This is a genomic window from Amycolatopsis sp. NPDC051373 (assembly GCF_040689465.1).
Lineage (GTDB): Bacteria > Actinomycetota > Actinomycetes > Mycobacteriales > Pseudonocardiaceae > Amycolatopsis.
The window spans coordinates 220223-238160 of record NZ_JBFBAE010000003.1 but is presented as its reverse complement, the minus strand read 5'-3'; the positions used below and the strand labels follow the sequence as shown (position 1 = coordinate 238160).

Here is a 17938-nt window from a genome sequence, read left to right as displayed (position 1 = left end):
GACGGCGGGCGCGGTTGCCGGAAGTGTCGGGGGTGCTCGCCCGCTTCGTCCGGCTTGGGGGTTCTGGTGGGAGCTGCTCGGATCGCGTCCGTGCTCACTGCTGTGCTCGTGCTTCCGCTCGGAACGGGGGTGGCGCAGGCGGATCCGCCACCCGCGCCGGTGTTCTCCGACGGGCAGGCGCAGCCGGTGTTCGACCCGGCCGACGTGGTGCGCGAGGACGTCTGGGTCACCGCACCGGTGGACAGCGACCACGACGGGCAGGACGACCTCGTCCACGCGCAGGTGGTGCGACCACGCGCGACGGACGCCGGGATGAAGGTGCCGGTGGTCTACGAAGCGAGCCCGTATTTCGCGGGGGGCAACGACGTTGCGAACCACAACGTGGACGTGGAGCTGTCGGTGCCGGATTCCTCGCGGGTTGCGGCTACCGGCGTCGGCCCGCACGCCGCGCCGCCGATCCGCTGGAGCTACCAGGACTACTTCACCGCGCGCGGCTTCGCCGTGGTGTACGGGGAATCCCTGGGCACGGGGCTGTCCACGGGCTGCCCGACGACGGGCGATGTGAACGAGACCGTCGGCGCGCGGTCGGTGGTCGACTGGCTCAACGGCCGCGCCCTGGCCCGCGACGAGGCCGGCGCTCCCGTGACGGCGGGCTGGAGCACCGGGCGCACGGGCATGATGGGCGTGTCCTACAACGGAACCCTGCCCAACGCCGTCGCGAGCACCGGCGTGGACGGCCTCGAGACGATCGTGCCGATCGCCGCGATCTCCAACTGGTACGAGTACTACCGCAACGACGGCGCGGTCGTCGCCGCCGGCGGCTTCCAGGGCGAGGACACCGACGTGCTGGCCGAGTACGTCTACACGCGCGCCGACCGGCAGATCTGCCGTCCGGTGATCGACGGGCTCACCGCCGACCAGGACCGGGTGACCGGCGACTACGGCCCGTTCTGGGACGTGCGCAACTACCGCAACGACGTCGGCAAGGTCCACGCGTCCGTGCTCGCCGTGCACGGGCTGAACGACTGGAACGTGAAGACCGACCAGGTCGCTTCGTGGTACGAAGCCCTGAAGGCGCACGGGGTGGAGCACAAGATCTGGCTGCACCAGTCGGGCCACGCGGACCCGATCTCACTGCGCCGCGACGTGTGGCTGACGACCTTGAACAAGTGGCTGTCGCACTACCTCTACGGCATCGACAACGGCATCGAGCGCGAACCGAAGGCGACGATCCAGCGCGAGGACAAGTCGTGGGCCGACGAAACCGACTGGCCCGCGCCCGGCACTCGTGACGTGCAGGTCCACCCGTGGCCGGGCGGCCGCGCGAAGGGCACGCTTTCCGCCGTCGCCGTACCTGGCCGCCCCACAGTGGAATTCCTGGCCGACGACGCCTCGAAAACCGTGCAGCAACTCGCCGACGCTGCTTCATCGGGCAACCGCCTGCTGTACGGGACCCCCGGGGTGAAGTCACCGCTGCGCCTCTCGGGCACCGCGCGAGCCGACCTGCAGCTGTCGTTCGACCGGCCCGCCGCCAACGTCACGGTGGCACTGCTGGACCGCGCCCCGGACGGCAAGTCCTTCGTGATCACGCGTGGCTGGACCGACCCGCAGAACCGCGTTTCGCCTGCGGTGACTTCGCCGATCGTGCCCGGGACTTCGTACCGCATCGGGGTTTCCCTGATGCCGAAGGACTACGTGCTGGCGGCCGGGCACCGCCTGGAGCTCCTCGTGGCCTCCAGCGACCACGACTACACCCTTCGGCCGCGCCCGGGAGCCGGGCTGTCGCTGGACCTCACGCGCACGTCGCTGACCCTGCCGGTCACCGGTGGGAAGCCGGCGCTGGGCTTCTGAGCGACCTTCGTGGAGACGTGGTGGTACCGGCTGACTTGTCCACACCCCGACCCCGCCTTGCCGGAGTTGTCCACAGTTTCTCCGCTCGGGCGATTTTGGCCCCTCACCTCGGTAAACTGGGACTGGGGACGCCCCCCGAGGAGGGCGGGGGTGTGCTGGTGGACGGTCTTGGAGTCCGTCAGCGCTTCGCCTTCGAGGAGGGCGGCGTCGTCGGCGACACCGTCGTCCCGGACACGGCTTTCGCCGCCGCCGTACGTCGAGGCTGTACGGCGTTAGTCCGCGATCCCCGCCCGATAAGCGAACGCCACGGCCTGCGCGCGGTCCCGTAGACCGGCCTTCGAGAACAGGTGGTTCACGTGCGTCTTGACCGTGGCTTCGCTGACCACCAGTTCCCGCGCGATCTCCGTGTTCGACAGGCCCGCCGCGATGAGGCGCAGCACCTCGATCTCGCGCGCCGTCAGGCCCTCGACCTCGGCTGCGCGTACGGGGGCCCGGCGCGTGGCGGCGTCGACGAGGCGGCGTTGCAGCTCGCCGTCTACTGTGGACTGACCGGCCGCGGCGGAACGCAGCGCTCGCGCGATGGCCTCGGCGTCGGCGTCCTTCGTGAGGAAGCCGCGGGCGCCGGCGCGCAGGGCGCCGAGGAGGGACTCGTCGTCGGTGTAGGTGGTGAGGACGACGACCTCCGTGGCGGGGTAGCGCTCGCGGACGGCCTCCGTGGTGGAGACGCCGTCGCGGCGGGGCATGCGCAGGTCGACCAGCAGGACGTCCGGGTGGTGCTCGGCGACGAGCTCCAGTGCGGCGTCGCCGTCGGCGGCCGCGCCGACCACCTCGACGCCGGGCAGCAACCCCAGCAACGTCACGAGACCTTCGCGCACCACGGCCTGGTCGTCGGCCAGTACCACGCGCAGGTTCACGCCGGCACCGTCAGGTGTATCCGCCATCCGTCCTCTCCCGGCCCGCTGTCCAGCTTTCCTTCGAGCAGCGCGACCCGCTCGGCCATGCCGCGCAAACCGTATCCCGCCGCGGGCGCGTCCGGCGGACGGCGGCCCTGGCGATCGAGCACCGTCAGCTCGACGTGTGACTCCGCGAAGGCGAGCTCGACGTCCACGTCGGCTCCCGGCGCGTGCTTGCGCGTGTTGGACAGCGCCTCCTGCACGGCGCGGACGAGCGCGGTGGTCACGCCGGCGTCGAGGTCCCGCGGCTCGCCCTCCACGACCAGATCGGCGTGCGCCCCCGTGTCCAGGCGGTAGCCCGCGAGCAGGTCGGCCACGGCTCGCTGCGCGGGCACCGCGTCCTCCCGCAGCGCGGCGACGGCCTTGCGCGCCTCGGACAGCCCGTCCGAGGCCAGCTTCTGGGCGCGTTCGATCTGGGCGACGGCTTCGGGGCTGGCGCCGTCGCGCACGAGCATCAGCCGGGCGCCCTGCAGGTTGAGCGCGAGACCGGCCAGGGAGTGGGCGAGGACGTCGTGGACCTCGCGGGCGATGCGCGCACGTTCGGCCAGCGCCGCGGCGCGCGCGTGCTCCTCGGTGGCGGTCTGCGCGCGGGCCAGCGCGAGCTCCGTCTGCTCCAGCCGCGCCGCACGGTCGCGCCGGCTCGCGGCGAGCAGCACCATCACGATCAGGATGGCGAACAGCGCGAGCCAGTTCAGCCAGTCGAGCCGGTGCACCACGGCCCACGAGACGATCGCGCCGGCGCTCGACACCAGCACCACCGCGGTCAGGGCCCGGCCGAACGTCCGCAGCGTGTAGAACGTCGTGCTGAACATCGCCACCGACATCCAGCTGTTCGGCTCGAGTACCCACAGCGCGCCCGCCGCCGCGACCACCACCGGCATCGCAGTCGGCAGCACCCACGCCGGCTTCGACGCCGGCGCCGCGGGCAGCAACGGCGCCGACGCCACCAGCGTCACGCCGAACAGAACCCACGACCACCACGCCGTGAGGTACGGGATCGAGATGATCAACGGGAACACCACGAACCCCCACCGCACCCAGTCGGGAGCGCCGAGCGGCCGGCGTTTCCCGGTGGTCGTGGTGGTCATGTCCCTCCCCGGTGTGCTTGTAGGGAGAATGTACGGGAGGACCACCAGGGTCGGCGGGTAGGCGCGAATGCGTTCCCCGACGAAGAATCAGCTGCCGAGGCTGAGGTGGAAACCGTTGTTCTGCGCGTCGTCGATCGAGGGCGCGGCACTCGGGGGCACCGTGAGCGCCGACTCCGACCACGTCACGATCTCCGGCACCATGGACGTGACATGCACCAGCGGGTTCGGCATGGCCGACGGCCAAGGACTCGGAGACCTGGCCGTCTGGTTCAGTCTTGCCATGCGCAGCCTGCGGCGCGGCTGGAGCCTGTTCGACCGCCGCTGCGAGGGACGCTGAGGACGGCCCGAGCTGCCCTGTCTTCATCAACATGACCCGGGTCGAGACCTAAACAACAGCGATAATGAAACACCCTTAACATCCGTCACACGCGGGACGTTCGCGCAGGTCACCGGCCGCGGTGTGGTTGGAACACGTGGCCCGCGCCCGGCGTCGACGCATGCGAGCACTCGCCCTCCCCGATCCCCGATTCAGGCTGGTCTCCCGGACGCCGCGCCGGCTGCCCCGATGACAGCGCGGCGGCCGGGTTCAACCGAAACGCTCGCCGCGAGGCAGCTCTTGATGAGCAGGGATCGGTCACGGCACTGGGGATGCTTAGTCGGTTGGCGCTAGCGCAGGGGTTCCGCGTTTCTTGGCCACAGCGGTGAGGTGGCAACCGAGGTTGATGCGGAGGCTGGTGTTCTGTGCGGTGCCGAAGGAGATCTCGCCGTCGTCGTGTGCGTTGTGGAAGACAGCGTCGTGAGATCCGGGACTGTCGTGCAAGCGCTGAGGTTGCGGTGTGAACCCGTACTTCTGCGCCACGGTTCCAATCACGGTCAAAGCCTTCTCATAGTCGCTGTCGGGCAGGTTTCCTGCGACGATGTGACTTGCCAGACTGCTGGTGACGCCGTCGGCGTCGATTCCGGGGTAGTCACCGGCGCAGGAGGCCCGTGAACCTTCGCTGCCGTTGGCCCAGGTTTTCAGGGATGTGATCTCGCGCGACAGCGATTGGCGAAGCTCGGTATCGATGGCGAGGTATTGCTGCGTCGCATCTTCGATGTTCGGTCGTTGCATCAGAGCCGCGAACGTCTTCGCGGTATCCGCGTTCACGTTTCCTCCTGAAGAGTCGTCGGTCGCGCCGCATGCGGCAGTGCCGCATGCGGCAGTGCTGCCTACGGCAAGGACGATCAGCAGGTTCATCGTCCACCGCGCGCCGCGGTGACGCCTCATCGGGGAGCTCCAGCGATGACAGTGCCCTTGTATTGCGCAAGGTCGGGGTGTCCGGTGGTGATAGCAGCCATGTTGTAGAGACTGGTGGATTTGCCGTCGAGGTATCCACTGTGGCCGCTGGTGGCGTTGAGCTGGCCGAGCTCTGTAGCGCTGGCGTCGGTGGACATCTGGTGGTACTGCGACATCGCGTCCGGGCTGTAATAGGGGCTCGGTCCAAGTGTCCCGTGGATGTTCGGCACCAGGTCGTCACCTGCGTCGTGTTCGTTGAACAAGTGGCCCTGCGGAACGTTGAGATGGTCGGAACCCTGCCCAGGGGAGCCGAACAGCATGGCGTCGTCGACAGGGGTGTCGTGTCCGAGAGCGAACCCGGTGGTGGTCGAGCCGTAACTGTGTGTCCGAGAGCGGTGAGGTGCAGTGGCGTATTCGATGCGTCGTGACCGGCGCCGATTCCGTTGTAGAACTTCGCGAGGCTGTCTCCCCCGGCCTTGGCGAGTTCGGGGCTGGCCACCGACTGGCCGGGATCCGCGACACCGTCCCACTGCGGAGCTTGATATCCGATCCAGGTGACTGTCGCGGTGGGGCCGCCTCCGTGGCGGTCGGTGATGTCGTTGGCCATTCCCTTGAGGTCGTTCATGTTCTGGTCGTACTTGCCCAGGGAGCCGTCGACTGTCGTGGTGAAGCCCGGAGTGAAGACCGCGACGTTGTTGGCCTTATCTACGTCGCCGACCGCGATCGCGGCTTCGACACGTGGATGGCTGGTGTCCAGCAGAAGAAGTTGGCGGCCTCCCTGTCCCATTGTCGTCGCGATCGTATCCAGTGACGCGATTTTGTCGTTGGCTTCCTGCAGTTGGCCAAGGGCCGCCTTCATGATTCCACCCGACGGGTCATAGACCGCTTTCGCTTGTTCGATCATGGCCTGCGCGGCGGTGCGTTGTTGCTCCAGGGCAGCTCGTTCCGCTGGCAATCGGGCCATGTTGGCCTGGGAGCGTACGGCGGCGGGCAACCCGTCGCGGTTGCCGAGCCAGTCAGGGTGATCACGAAGCAGGATCGCCCGCCCCGCGGTCGAGAGGGTGGACCACCAGGCCGCGTTCTCAGCTGGGGTCGCATTGGGTGGGGGTTCGGGCAGGGTGAGCCCGGGATCTTTGACTCCGTCCGCGGCAGCGGCTGCGACGGTGGATTCGTCGCCGGTACCGAACTGGCCTGCCGCTGCCCGGTCCAGCACCGAGGCCAGGTCTGTGTCGATGTCATCGGCGGTGCGCAGGATCTGCGCGACGTCGTCCACCAGCTGGGTGTGGGTGCGTGCCCGGTCCTCGAGGTTCAGGTCCGGGGGCACTTGCTGTCCGGCGAAGGTGTCGGCGACAGCACCAGCGTCGGTGATTTGGTAGCCGTACTTGTGCGCCAACTCCTCCGCATTGGTGAGGGCACTCTGGACACCAGTGATGGCATCGGCGGCTTGCGCGATCGTTTTGCCGAGGGCGGCGGCTCCGGCGGCGATGGTGTCCAGCCCGCGTGTCAAGGCGCGGTGCTGGGCGGCGGCGTTGTCAGCGGCATCGCCGCTCCATCCCTCGACGGGGAGGGTCTTGGCGAAGTCGTCCCCGTCATTGATCAGGATCTGGGTACGAGCCTGCAGCAGCGAGAAAATGTCCTCCAGGGCGGCGGGGCTCCAGGCCCGAACATCGGCAAGCGACACCATCAGCGCGGCCCTCTCATCCCCGGCGCGGCCTGCGGGAACACTCCAGCCAGTGCATGATCGCCCTGATGGTAGCGGTCAGCCGCGGTGCCCAGGTGCTCGGCCAGCCGCCTTGCTTCGTCGCACCACTCGGTGAATGTGGCCGCCAACGCCTCCCGGCACCGCCCTGCCGCGGCCGCAGCCTTGCCCCCAGGCACCGCCGCAGCCACTCGTCCGGCCGGCTCAGCGCAGTCAGCATTACGTAGGCCATCCACCTTCTCCCCGGCCGACTGGCCCGCCGCCCTGAGCGCGTCCGGCACCGCCGTGAAGCCTCCCGACCCCATCACCCCGCCTCCCTTGCCACCAAGCCCAGTCGCCGGTGGCGTCGTGTTACCGCATGGTCACCGTACGGCAGTGATCACGCCGGGTTCAACGCCACAGGTCACGGACGCGTAGATCTACTCAAGCCTGCCGGGGCCGATCTTGGGTCCTGTTCCGCCACGGCCCGGCGCAGGGCAGCCACCGGGTGCCCTCCTGGTTCGGTGATGCTGGCGAGCCCGACACCTCCACCTCTAGTGAGATACCTCAACCGAACGGCTTGGTGGGCGACCTTCGGCACGACCAGGCGTCGGCGTCGGGCGTGATAGATAAGGCGAAGGTCGTTACCGCTCGGGCTTCAGGCAGCTCTGATCAGCGCAGGCACTGCCGCCGTCGTCACGCTGCTCGTCGAGTACGCGGCGAAGCCGCGGCTGGAGGCACGGAAGGATCGGATCGTCAGCATCGCCAAGATGAGGCGAGCCCTCGAAGTCCAGTTGTTCTTGATCCTCAACAACCCGAGCTTTCGGCTCCTCGAATCGACAGACGATCCCGTCGGCTCAGAGGCTGACCGGTTTCAGGAGCGACTACGCGGTCTGGGCGAACAACTCGCGGCAGCCGAACGCAGCGCCGAGGAGCTGTACGCACTCGGGTTCAGACAGTCGATCGGCGGTGTTTTGAACAACTCCGTTGCCGGAGCGCACTACGCCATCAAACGGCCAGTGGAGGACCTCGGAGACGAGCCACAGTGGTCAACCATCCGCAAGGGCCTGTATGAGGCAGACATCCATCTGGACATCAGCCTGGAGCTATGCCGACCCAGGTGGCGGTTGAAGTACTGGCGCGGACGTAGCGGGGAGGACGCCTTCCGTCTTGCTCGGATCAACGAAGTGACTGAGAAGCGTCGCAAATTCCTGGATAAGAAGTTCAGAGAGCACTACAGGCGCCTCGATGACGGTGGTGCTGATGACGAGCTACGCAACTTCCTGGGCACCGATTAGCGGACCGCTATCCGGCCGGACCGTGCGTGCTTCTGGGCCAGCTCGCACCAGCGGGTAAGTCATCGCAGCCGTCGGCACGGCGTCGATGCGCGTGCGGACAGCGTTGCGATCCGATTGTCTGAGCGGAAGGCGGTCCGCGTTGCCTGCTGGAGGCGGACCCGCATCGAAGCAACGAAAAAAGGCCCCGCCACCTGCTCAAACGCAGGAGGCGGGGCCGTTGGCGTGACGGATGTGACGGGGTGCTTCGTTGAGCGCATAGGACCGATTTTGTCGGGATTGGATCCTTCAGAGCGATAATGAAGCACCCCGTCACATCTGTCACGTGCTGGCCGTTCGCGCAGGTCAGGCGTCGAGCCAGCTCGAGAGCAGCTCCCTCGGGGCTTCGGTGAGTTCCTTCGGTGCCGGAGGCTTGTTGGCCGGGCCGGCAGCGATACCGATGGCGGCGAGGATCGGGGAAGCCACGGCGACGACGGTGGCCGCGGTGGTGGCGTCGATGTCGACGTGGAAGAACCCGTCTTGGGGTTGGGGTTGATCTTGTTCAGCTTCGTTCGACGTCGGGAATGTTCATGTGGAATTGCCTTTCGTGCGCGCCTGTCAGCGCGTGGGTGAACCCGAGCTCGCCGGTCAGCGACCGGGTGGCTTGGGGCTGGCCGCGGCGTGACAGCGCCCGCCAGCTCTCCGTGTGCACACAGAGCACCTCGACTCGCTAAGGGATGTCTCGTAACCCGGTGTGGGTCTGGTTGCCTAGATAGTTGATCATGTTGTGGTGCAGGTGATCTCGGCGTCGCGTCCGGAGTGGATTGTCCCGTTCACAGGGTTGGAACCGGGGCAGTTCCGCAGGTTGGTACGGATCGTGGCGAAACGTGGCGGTGACGAGATCGCCGATGGCCGACCTGGCCGTCAGTGGCGCCTTGACCCGGCCGATCGTGTGCTGCTGGTCGCGACGTACTGGCGGACGAACCTGACGATGCGCCAGATCGGGCCGCTGTTCGGGGTGTCGCATTCCGCGGCGCATCGGGTGATCGACACGATCGGGCCGCTGCTGGCGCTGGCCCCGGTCCGCAAGCGGCGGATCGACGCGATCGCGATCGTGGACGGCACCTTGGTGCCGACGCGGGATCACCGGCTGGCGGCGCCGTCGAAGAACTACCGGTACTCGGGCGTTCGTGCAGGTCGCGATCGACGCTGACACCCGGTTGGTGATCGCCACCGGCGACGCGCATCCGGGCAACGCAGGCGACTGCACCGTCTACCGCGCCTGCGGCATCGAGCAGAAGTTGGCGGGGCGTTCGGTGATGGCCGACGGCGGCTACCAAGGCAATCCCGAGGTGATCATGCCCTACCGCAAACCTCGTGACCGCAGCGATCTGCCCGGCTGGCAGGAAGACCTCAATGCCGACCATCGCAAGATCCGGGCCCGTGTCGAGCACGCGCTGGCGCGGATGAAGTGCTGGAAGATCCTGCGCGACTATCGCCGCGCAGCCAGCACGCTGAACGACACGGTCTCCGGCATCGCGCATCTGCACAACATCCTCCTCGCAGACTGATCCGCAACACCAGTCCCACCAACCACAAGAGCAGTTACGAGACATCCTTTAGGCGAGGAGGTCGAATGTGGTTCCCGGGCGACTGGTGCCGGCTTCCGGGCATGAAGAAGCCCCGTCGACGTGTGATGGTTGACGGGTCTCCGGGATCACTGGTGTCGGGTCATCGAGCGCTCTGCGCGACACAGCGAGCCGAGATTTTTGCTCTCTACATTGATAAGGGCCGGTAAAAACTGATTTTGTAACCCTAAAGGGCTTATACGGCCTCGTTGTTATTGAAAAGTTACGTTAACGTCTGCTGGTGTCGACTCGACGAGCTTGCTCGCGAGGGTGTCGCCGACGTCGAGGCCGTTCTTGCCGACGCGACGGGGGGCCTTGGAGATCTCCTCGCCGACGTGGTGCGGCTTGCCATCGGCGACCTTTGCCGCGTTGACGAAGAAGACGGCGGTCTCGCCGACCTTGGGCGGGTTGTAGGCCTCGATGTCGTGGGCCGGCTGCGCCGTGATCGGGGTGATTGCGACGTAGGTCAGCTCGAGTTCGATGGCGTACTTCTCGTAGCGCTCGGTCTCGAAGGTGTGGCCGACGTTGAGGACCTTGCCTTTGAAGGTGTCGCCCGGAGTTTTGAGCTTGATCGTTTTCACGTCTGGAACGCTAGGTCGCGGGGACGCTGGCCGCTCCGTATGTCATGCGTTCGTGTTCAGGTGGCGTGGCGGTGGTAGCCACGGCATCTAAGGAAATCATCGGGGGTAGCTCACGGAGTGTCGCGTTCCAACTGAATCAGTTCGTGCCTCTTCTGACACATGCCGCCGCACGCGCCGTCGTTGATGATGGCGAGGGCTTCCTCGGCCTTGGTCAAGGTCGGGTGCAGCTCGACTGTGGTTGCCCGGGGGCTACCAGAGTGGGGGCACTTGGACACCGTTGCGAACTGGCCATCGCCCTCCACCCAACTCGCCTTCGGCCACATGCACTTCGCGAGGGCGGTCCAGGTGCGGTGCTTGCGGCTGCAGTTGTGACTCCTGTAGATCTTCGGCATCAACGTCCCTGCTTCCTCGGTTCGTGCAGGTACGGCACGATCTGCGCGTACAGCGCCATCTGCGCGTGCAGCGCCATCTCGTCGGCAGTGTCGTGCTGCTTCCACAAAGGACAGTGGTCAGCCAAGTCTTCCTCGTCGACGACGCCCTTCGCGAGGCCGTCCAGCTTCACGAGGTACCCGTCGACGTCCGGCAGGTACCGGAGCTCGAGGCGGGTGGCCGGCAACCAGGGCTCGAGGCCACGCTCGATCCGGTCCGCCCGCGCTCGAAGCGCTGCCACCATGTCTGCTCCGTCCCACCCGCCGCCGACCCGGTTGGCCATCTCGCGGAGGTGTGCGACGAATTGGGCCTTGGTCTGTCCGGGAGACGGTCGGTGCTGCTGTGCGTCCACCTCAGTCGCCCTTGGCCGACCACTTCGGGTTGATGCCCTGGTCCTGGATCCTCGACAGCTCCTGAGCGATCGACAGCAGTGCCATCACCTCGACGTGCTTGTGCTTCTGGTCGATGGTGAAGGACTCACCGTGCTCGGCGTCGATCGCGTTCAGTTCGTCGACCGCTTCGTGCCACATGTCCACGGGTCGCGTGATCCCTTCTCGCGTGCTGATGTCGATCTGTCGCTGGGTGGCCCGTGGCCGTTACACCGACCGATCAGCTGCCGCCCGCCTCCTCGGCATGCTCGGACTGCGCCGTCGTCGGTGTAGGCGAGGTCTCACAGGGTCGACACCTCCCGGGTAGCACTGGCGATTGCCCATCCGCGTGCAGTCCCAGCACGGCTGGTCTTCTTCGCAGTGGGCAGGCGGTGAGGATGGCGCCAGATGCTGAGGGGCGCTGCACTGGGCGGCGAGTGTGCTGGGCAGGAGCAGTGCCAGGGCAGCCGCAGCGACGAGACGACGCATCACGCGGCCTCGACGGACTTAGCGGCGACGAAGGCGTCGACCCGGGCAACGATGTGTTTGATGGACGCGGTGTACATCGAGAATTCGGTACCGACGGCCGCGGGCGGCAGCTGATCGACGCGGACGCGGGAGTGGATAGCGCGGTAGGTCGACGAGACGGTGGCGATGTTCATGGGGAGTTCCTCTCCGTTACCCCCTGTTTCAAAAAACTGCGAGGAGAACCTCAACGGCGTGACGCAGAAGGCCGTGCTGAACGGCGTCGCGGCCGTCTACTACGGCAAGAAGGACTTCACGAGCAAGAACAACTGCGGCGGCAACCCCTATTCGGCCACGGAGGTGTGCGGCTCCGGGTTCTCGGTGATCGACCAGCAGGGGCTGGGCTCGTCCGGCACCGCGTACCTGCTGTACAACGCTTCGACGAAGGCCAACTGCGTGACGACGCTGAAGTCCGTTTCGCTGGGTACCGCGAGCCCGACGTCGGCGTTCCTGGAAGTGCAAGGCCAGGCGCGCACGACCGACTCCGGCAACTTCACCTACTACGCGGGGCCGGTGAAGAAGACTGCGGGCGCCACCTGCGTGAAGTGGGGCGGTTCGGTGGGTGCGGACACCTACACGAGCCCGTTCGAGCACTGCGGCTGAGCGCCTAGCACACGGCACCGACACGAACCCGGTCCAGCCCGCGCGGCTGGGCCGGTTTTCCACAACTGCCGCAGCTGTCCACAGATTTCCCCTGACGTCTTCCCCCGCCCGTTTTCCGCCGCACAGTGGAGTGCGTGACCACCTCGACCCCGCCCGGCACGGCCCGGGCCCTGCTCACCGACCCGGCGCAGCTGATCGCGGCGCTCCCGTACCTGCTCGGCTTCAAGCCCGCCGACTCCGTGGTGCTGCTCGGGCACCGCCCGCCCGGCACGCGAATCGGCCTGATCCTGCGCGCGGACCTGCCACCCGGCGATCTCCTTGCGGAGCAAGCGGATGCGCTCGCGCCGCGCTTCCGCGTGGACGACCACACGGGCGTCACCGTGGTGATCGTCGGCGGCCGGCCCGGCCCCGACGGCGAGCTACCCCACGCCGAGTTCGCCGGGGAACTGAGTCGCGCGCTCAAGGAGTACGAGCTGCCCGTGATGCATCCACTGTGGACACCGGAGATCGCGGCCGGGGCACCGTGGGCGTGCTACCGCGAACCCACCTGTAGCGGGCTGCTGCCGGATCCGCGCGACACGGTGGTGGCCGCGACGATCACCAACGCCGGCTTCGTCTCCTTCCCCAGCCGCGACGACGTTTTGGCCCTGCTGGAGCCACGTTCTCCTTCGGCTCTGGTGCGGCGCCGCGCCCTGCTCTCCCGCGCGGCCCCACCGTGGGATCCCGACGACCTGCGCGCGGCGGCCGCCGAGGTACGCGCGGCGTTCTTCCGCCACCGCCGAGCTGAAGGTCCGCCGTCCGACGACCAAGCGGTGCGCCTCGCCCACGCCCTGCGCGTCCCGAAGGTTCGCGACGCCTGCCTCGCCACGGCGGTGCCGGCGGAGTCGCCCGTCGCCGTGGCCGCGATGAGCCTGTGGCTGGAGCTCGTGCGCGAACTGCCCGCGCCCCACCGCGCGGACGCCGCCGCCCTCGTCGCGTACGCCGCCCTCATGCGCAGCGAAGGCGCCCTCGCGGGCATGGCCCTGACCAACGCCCTGGACGCCTGCCCCGACCACGTCCTCGCGCAGCTCCTCCACGCGGCCTGGAACCTGGGCACGGACCCGTCGAGACTCGCCGGGCTGGCTTCGCTGCCGGACGCCGTGGACCTGGGCTTGTCGCTCCCGGAGCTCGGCTTGGACCCGGATGCCTGACCTCGGCCCCGCGACGGGCTCCGCCTCCGTCCTGACAGATTCGGCGCCGTGTGATGGCCGACCGATGTCGGCGCGCCGCGCGGGCGGTGCCACGGCCGGGAGCCGGCCAGGGCGTCGGCAGGTCGATGGGCGTCGCTCGCGTCCGCGGAGCCGCCGGCAGCGGTTGTTGCGACCAGCGGGCGAAGCTCGTGGACCTGGGCTTGTCGCTCCCGGTGCTCGGCTTGGACCAGGACGCCGGAAAGTGGTGACGCAGCACGGAAAACGCGTCTGGCGGGCCCAGGCTCACTCGGAGCCCGGACCCGCCGGAAGGGAGATCGGTCAGGAGCGGCGCGACTGCGTGAACGCCCAGGCATCGGAGACGATGCCGTCGAGGTCGGTGCGCTCGGGTTTCCAGCCGAGTTCGCGGCCGGCCTTTTCGCTGGAGGCCACGAGGACCGAGGGGTCGCCCGCGCGGCGCGGGGCGACCTCGGCGGGGATCGGGTGGCCGGTCACGCGGCGGCAGGACTCGACGACCTCCAACACGGAGAAGCCGGTGCCGCTGCCGAGGTTGTAGATGCGGTGCTCGCCGGGCGTCGCGTGGCGGAGGGCGAGCTGGTGAGCGACGGCGAGGTCGACGACGTGGATGTAGTCGCGGACGGCCGTGTGGTCGGGCGTCGGGTAGTCGTCGCCGTAGATGGAGATGTGGGCGCGGTCGCCGGTGGCGACCTGGAGCACGAGGGGGATGAGGTGGGTTTCGGTGGTGTGGCGCTCGCCGAAAGCGTGGTAGGCGCCGGCGACGTTGAAGTAGCGCAGGCTCACCGCGGCGATCCCGTGGGCGCGGGCGAAGCTCGTGATGGCGTGGTCGATCGCGAGCTTGGACGCGCCGTAGGTGTTGGTGGGCTGCGTGGGCGCGGTCTCCGGGATCGGCGACGACTCGGGCTCGCCGTAGGTGGCCGCGGTGGAGGAGAACACCAGGCGCGGAGTGCCGTGGGCCTTCATGGCCTCCAGCAGGCGCAGCGAGGTGACGACGTTGCCTTCCCAGTACTTCGCCGGGTCCGTCATCGACTCGCCGACGAGCGACTTCGCGGCGAAGTGCAGCACGCCGTCGAAGCCCTCGGCCAGGACGTCGGCGGCGACGGCGGCGGCGTCACCCTCGATGAAGCGCGCGTCGGGGTGTACAGCGTCGGCGTGTCCGGTGGACAGGTCGTCCACGACCGTGACCTGGTGACCGGCTTCGATGAGCCGCGCGGCGCACACGCTGCCCACGTAGCCGGCGCCACCCGTGACGATCAGTTTCAGGGGGCTCTGCGGGTCCGTCACGGTGTGGCCTTTCCGGTGTGGGCGGTGACTGTGCGCCACAGTCTCCCCTCATGGCGCCGCGCCCGGCCGTCCGGGGGTTGCCGCGGCCGATCCGGCCCGCCGGCGAACGCGCGGGCTCCGGACACGGCACTGCCCCCGAGACCGGAGTCCCGAGGGCAGTGCCGGAGCCACAAGCACCGGAGCCACAAGCACCGGAGCCACAAGCACCCGGAGCCACAAGCACCAGAAGCCGAGACCGCGTCAGACGGTGTCGCGCCCCGCGCCGCGGGAAGGGACCGCGGTGAAGGTGCGCGGGCGGCGGAGCCCGGCGGCCTCGAAGGCCTGCTCGACCGCCGCGCGGACGTGCTCCAGGTCGGCCTCGCGGACCAGCGCGATGGCCGAGCCGCCGAAGCCGCCGCCGGTCATACGGGCACCCAGGGCGCCGGCTGAGCGCGCGGAGTCGACGGCGAGGTCGAGTTCGGAGGTGGAGATGCGGTAGTCGTCGCGCATGCTGGCGTGGGAGGCGTCCAGGTGCGGGCCGATGTCGGTGAGGCGGCCCTCGCGCAGCAGGGCCACGACGTCGAGCACGCGCTGGTTCTCGGTGACCACGTGGCGCACGAGCGGCGCGAGGTCGCCCGGCAGCTGGGCCAGCGCTGCGTCCAGGCCTTCGAGGGTGACGTCGCGCAGGGCCTTCACGCCCAGCAGCTCGGCGGCGCGCTCGGTGCCGCGGCGGCGTTCGCCGTAGCCGCCTTCGGCGTGGGAGTGCTTGGTGCGCGTGTCCATGATCAGCACGCGGACGCCGGCCTCGGCGAGCGGGAACGGCACCTGTTCCATCTCGCCGGAGCGGACGTCGAGGAACAGCACGCAGGAGTCCTGGCAGCACAGCGACGCCGTCTGGTCCAGCAGGCCGGTGGGGGCGCCGACGAAGTCGTTCTCGGAGCGCTGCACCCAGCGGGCGATCTCCGGGCGGGCCGGGGTGCCCGGCTTGCCATCGTCGAGTTCGACGCCGGCGAGGCCGAGCAGTGCGAGCGTGACGGCGCATTCGAGGGCGTGGGACGAGGACAGGCCGGCGCCGGAGGGGACGTCGCCGGCGATGACCAGGTCGGCGCCCGCGGCGTGGCCGTGGTCGCGCAGCACCCAGGCGACGCCCGCGGGGTAGGCGGCCCAGCCCTCGACCGAACCCGGTTCGAGGGAAGCGATGTCGAGGAGGTCGGAGTACTGGAACTGGCCGTCGTCGCCGAGGGTGGCGACGTTGAGCTTGCCGTCGTCACGCGAAGTGGCCGCCACGGCGAGGCGGTGGGGGAGGGCGAAGGGCAGCACGAAGCCGTCGTTGTAGTCGGTGTGCTCACCGATCAGGTTCACCCGGCCGGGAGCGGACCAGACCCCGGCCGGAGCGCGGCCGTGAATCCGGTGGAACGCACCTGCGGCGTCTTCGGCGGGGCTCACCTGGCCTGCGCCAGCACGGCGTGCAGCGCCGAGGTGGACACCTGCGCCGAGGAGTCGCTGCCGGTGACCTCGATGGTCACGGTGCCGCCGTTGGCCTTGCCGACCGTGACACGGCCGCCGGGCACGATGCCGACGGACTTGAGCTCGGTGAGCAGCGACTCGTCGAGCTGAACGTGCTCGGCGATGCGCCGCACCACGACGTCGCCGCCGCCGGTGCGGGCGAACTCGTCGAGGCGCACGAGGTCGGACTCGGCGGGCGGCGCGGGGTCGCCGTCGCCCAGCTTGTCGAGGCCCGGGATCGGGTTGCCGTAGGGCGAGGTGGTCGGGTGGTCGAGCAGCTTGACCAGCTTGCGCTCGACGGCCTCGCTCATCACGTGTTCCCAGCGGCACGCTTCGGTGTGCACGTGTTCCCACTCGAGCCCGATGACGTCGACGAGGAGGCGCTCGGCGAGACGGTGCTTGCGCATGACGGCGATGGCCAGCTCACGACCGTGGTCGGTCAGCTGCAGGTGCCGGTCGTCGGCCACGACCACCAGCCCGTCGCGTTCCATCCTGGCCACGGTCTGGCTCACGGTCGGCCCGCTCTGCTGCAGGCGTTCGGCGATCCGTGCCCGCAGCGGAACGACACCCTCTTCTTCAAGCTCGTAGATGGTACGCAAGTACATCTCGGTGGTGTCGATGAGATCGTTCACGCTGTCCCCTTCGTCCGCGTAGCTCATCGTAGTCGTTGGCCCCGACAGCGACGGCACGCGCCGACATAACAAGCCGGGCGGGCTGAAAAGTCCGGCCCGGGTGCGCGTGAGGCGCCCGGACCTGCAGGATGGGGCGTATGGACCCGCTGATCACCCCCGCCGAGCTCGCCGCCCTGCCCGAGGCGCGGCGCCCCGTGGTGCTGGACGTCCGCTGGCGCCTGGCCGGGCCGCCCGCCGCCGAGTCCTACCGCGAGGGCCACGTGCCCGGGGCGGTGTTCGTGGACCTCGACACCGCGCTGGCCGCGCCGCCCGGCGACGGCGGCCGTCACCCCTTGCCCGACCCCGCCGACCTGCAGCGTGAGCTGCGCGAAGCCGGCGTGAGCGCCGGCCGGCCGGTGATCGTGTACGACGACGCCGACGGCTCCGTCGCCGCGCGAGCCTGGTGGCTGCTGCGCTGGGCCGGTCACACCGAGGTGGCGGTGCTCGACGGCGGTTACGCAGCGTGGCTCGCCGAGGGCCGCGAGACGACCACCGACGCCCCCACCCCCGAACCCGGCGACTTCGAGGTGCGCCCCGGCGGCATGCCGGTGCTCACCGCCGACGAAGCCGCCGCCCGCGCCCGGGCCGGCGTGCTGTTCGACGCCCGCGCGCACGCGCGCTACACGGGCGAGACCGAGCCGGTCGATCCGCGCGCCGGCCACATCCCCGGGGCGATCAGCGCGCCGTCGGCCGAGCACGTCGGTGAAGACGGCCGCTGGCGCTCGCCCGCCGACCTCGCCGCGCGGTTCGCCGGGCTGGGGCTCGAAGAAGGCACCCCCGTCGGCGCCTACTGCGGCTCCGGCGTCACGGCGTCGTCGGTCGTGCTCGCGCTGGAAGTCGCGGGCCACCCCGAGCCGGCGGCGCTGTATGCCGGCTCCTGGTCGCACTGGTCGCGCGACCGCGAACGCCCCGCCGCCACCGGTCCCGAGCGCGGCTGACCCGAGCCGGCGGAACCGACCTGCCACCGGCCGACCAGCCCCCAGCCCCAGCCCTCAGCCCTCAGCCCCCTGCGCCAGGCCGTGACAGTCGGCTGAACCAC

19 protein-coding genes and 3 pseudogenes are annotated in these 17938 nt (G+C 69.1%); 7 read left to right on the top strand and 15 right to left on the bottom strand.

Translation table 11 applies throughout. From position 1 onward, the window contains the following. Positions 1-66 precede the first annotated feature (66 nt). Positions 67-1851 (top strand): Xaa-Pro dipeptidyl-peptidase, encoded by a 1785-nt coding sequence (locus tag AB0383_RS07180; RefSeq protein ID WP_366185762.1) that lies wholly within the window; start codon positions 67-69, stop codon positions 1849-1851. A gap of 272 nt (positions 1852-2123) precedes the next feature. On the opposite strand, the gene AB0383_RS07175 is transcribed toward AB0383_RS07180, so the two are convergent. Beyond that, positions 2124-2765 (bottom strand): response regulator transcription factor, encoded by a 642-nt coding sequence (locus AB0383_RS07175; protein ID WP_220247489.1) that lies wholly within the window; start codon positions 2763-2765, stop codon positions 2124-2126. Continuing rightward, positions 2762-3892, bottom strand: coding sequence for a histidine kinase (locus tag AB0383_RS07170; RefSeq protein WP_366185760.1), 1131 nt, complete (start codon positions 3890-3892; stop codon positions 2762-2764). Before AB0383_RS07170 ends, AB0383_RS07175 begins: the two co-directional genes overlap by 4 nt. A gap of 67 nt (positions 3893-3959) precedes the next feature. Between AB0383_RS07170 and AB0383_RS07165 the strand changes: the two genes are divergently transcribed. Next, complete coding sequence (locus AB0383_RS07165) at positions 3960-4229, top strand: hypothetical protein (protein WP_366185758.1); 270 nt, start codon at positions 3960-3962, stop codon at positions 4227-4229. Positions 4230-4544: 315 nt separating this feature from the next. On the opposite strand, the gene AB0383_RS07160 is transcribed toward AB0383_RS07165, so the two are convergent. The 4 genes and pseudogenes from AB0383_RS07160 to AB0383_RS07145 all read right to left on the bottom strand — a co-directional run bounded on the left by AB0383_RS07160 (position 4545) and on the right by AB0383_RS07145 (position 7172). Beyond that, the gene (locus AB0383_RS07160) at positions 4545-5003 is read right to left on the bottom strand and encodes an LppA family lipoprotein (protein ID WP_366185756.1); all 459 of its coding nucleotides are present in this window, start codon (positions 5001-5003) and stop codon (positions 4545-4547) included. Positions 5004-5155: 152 nt separating this feature from the next. Beyond that, positions 5156-5587 (bottom strand): alpha/beta hydrolase, encoded by a 432-nt coding sequence (locus AB0383_RS07155; protein ID WP_366186004.1) that lies wholly within the window; start codon positions 5585-5587, stop codon positions 5156-5158. Then, a pseudogene (locus tag AB0383_RS07150) lies at positions 5569-5955 on the bottom strand (alpha/beta hydrolase); the annotation flags it as partial. The gene AB0383_RS07155 and the pseudogene AB0383_RS07150, both read right to left, overlap by 19 nt. An 896-nt stretch (positions 5956-6851) precedes the next feature. After that, on the bottom strand, positions 6852-7172 hold the full coding sequence (locus AB0383_RS07145) for a type VII secretion target (protein WP_366185754.1): 321 nt from the start codon (positions 7170-7172) through the stop codon (positions 6852-6854). 444 nt (positions 7173-7616) lie between these two features. Between AB0383_RS07145 and AB0383_RS07140 the strand changes: the two genes are divergently transcribed. After that, positions 7617-8144, top strand: a complete 528-nt coding sequence (locus tag AB0383_RS07140) for a hypothetical protein (protein ID WP_366185752.1) — start codon at positions 7617-7619, stop codon at positions 8142-8144. 538 nt (positions 8145-8682) lie between these two features. Here AB0383_RS07140 and AB0383_RS07135 read toward each other — a convergent pair. Beyond that, positions 8683-8832, bottom strand: a complete 150-nt coding sequence (locus AB0383_RS07135; protein ID WP_366185750.1) for a hypothetical protein — start codon at positions 8830-8832, stop codon at positions 8683-8685. 78 nt (positions 8833-8910) lie between these two features. Here AB0383_RS07135 and AB0383_RS07130 point away from each other — a divergent pair. Next, positions 8911-9691: pseudogene (locus tag AB0383_RS07130) on the top strand (transposase family protein). Between the two features lie 269 nt (positions 9692-9960). Here AB0383_RS07130 and AB0383_RS07125 read toward each other — a convergent pair. The 5 genes from AB0383_RS07125 to AB0383_RS07105 form a co-directional block, all read right to left on the bottom strand. After that, positions 9961-10329 carry a hypothetical protein gene (locus tag AB0383_RS07125; RefSeq protein ID WP_366185748.1) on the bottom strand — a complete coding sequence of 123 codons (369 nt, stop codon included), beginning with the start codon at positions 10327-10329 and terminating at the stop codon, positions 9961-9963. Between the two features lie 110 nt (positions 10330-10439). Then, on the bottom strand, positions 10440-10721 hold the full coding sequence (locus AB0383_RS07120; RefSeq protein ID WP_364174847.1) for a hypothetical protein: 282 nt from the start codon (positions 10719-10721) through the stop codon (positions 10440-10442). Then, entirely contained in the window at positions 10721-11002 is a 282-nt protein-coding gene (locus AB0383_RS07115; RefSeq protein ID WP_366185746.1) for a hypothetical protein, read from the bottom strand. Before AB0383_RS07115 ends, AB0383_RS07120 begins: the two co-directional genes overlap by 1 nt. 109 nt (positions 11003-11111) lie before the next feature. After that, positions 11112-11294 (bottom strand): hypothetical protein, encoded by a 183-nt coding sequence (locus tag AB0383_RS07110; protein ID WP_364174842.1) that lies wholly within the window; start codon positions 11292-11294, stop codon positions 11112-11114. A gap of 320 nt (positions 11295-11614) precedes the next feature. Next, positions 11615-11788, bottom strand: a complete 174-nt coding sequence (locus AB0383_RS07105) for a hypothetical protein (protein ID WP_366185744.1) — start codon at positions 11786-11788, stop codon at positions 11615-11617. A 34-nt stretch (positions 11789-11822) separates the two neighbouring features. Between AB0383_RS07105 and AB0383_RS07100 the strand changes: the two are divergent. Next, positions 11823-12254 (top strand): annotated as a pseudogene (locus AB0383_RS07100) (M23 family peptidase); the annotation flags it as partial. 134 nt (positions 12255-12388) lie between these two features. Then, positions 12389-13444 carry a DUF4192 domain-containing protein gene (locus AB0383_RS07095; protein WP_366185742.1) on the top strand — a complete coding sequence of 352 codons (1056 nt, stop codon included), beginning with the start codon at positions 12389-12391 and terminating at the stop codon, positions 13442-13444. A gap of 318 nt (positions 13445-13762) precedes the next feature. On the opposite strand, the gene galE is transcribed toward AB0383_RS07095, so the two are convergent. The 3 genes from galE to AB0383_RS07080 all read right to left on the bottom strand — a co-directional run bounded on the left by galE (position 13763) and on the right by AB0383_RS07080 (position 16887). Next, on the bottom strand, positions 13763-14743 hold the full coding sequence (galE, locus tag AB0383_RS07090) for a UDP-glucose 4-epimerase GalE (protein ID WP_364174835.1): 981 nt from the start codon (positions 14741-14743) through the stop codon (positions 13763-13765). 240 nt (positions 14744-14983) lie between these two features. Continuing rightward, complete coding sequence (galK, locus tag AB0383_RS07085) at positions 14984-16168, bottom strand: galactokinase (RefSeq protein WP_364174833.1); 1185 nt, start codon at positions 16166-16168, stop codon at positions 14984-14986. Further along, positions 16165-16887 (bottom strand): metal-dependent transcriptional regulator, encoded by a 723-nt coding sequence (locus tag AB0383_RS07080; RefSeq protein ID WP_304504291.1) that lies wholly within the window; start codon positions 16885-16887, stop codon positions 16165-16167. Before AB0383_RS07080 ends, galK begins: the two co-directional genes overlap by 4 nt. 110 nt (positions 16888-16997) lie before the next feature. Between AB0383_RS07080 and AB0383_RS07075 the strand changes: the two genes are divergently transcribed. Then, positions 16998-17837 (top strand): sulfurtransferase, encoded by an 840-nt coding sequence (locus tag AB0383_RS07075; protein WP_366185739.1) that lies wholly within the window; start codon positions 16998-17000, stop codon positions 17835-17837. The last annotated feature ends 101 nt before the right edge of the window (positions 17838-17938 follow it).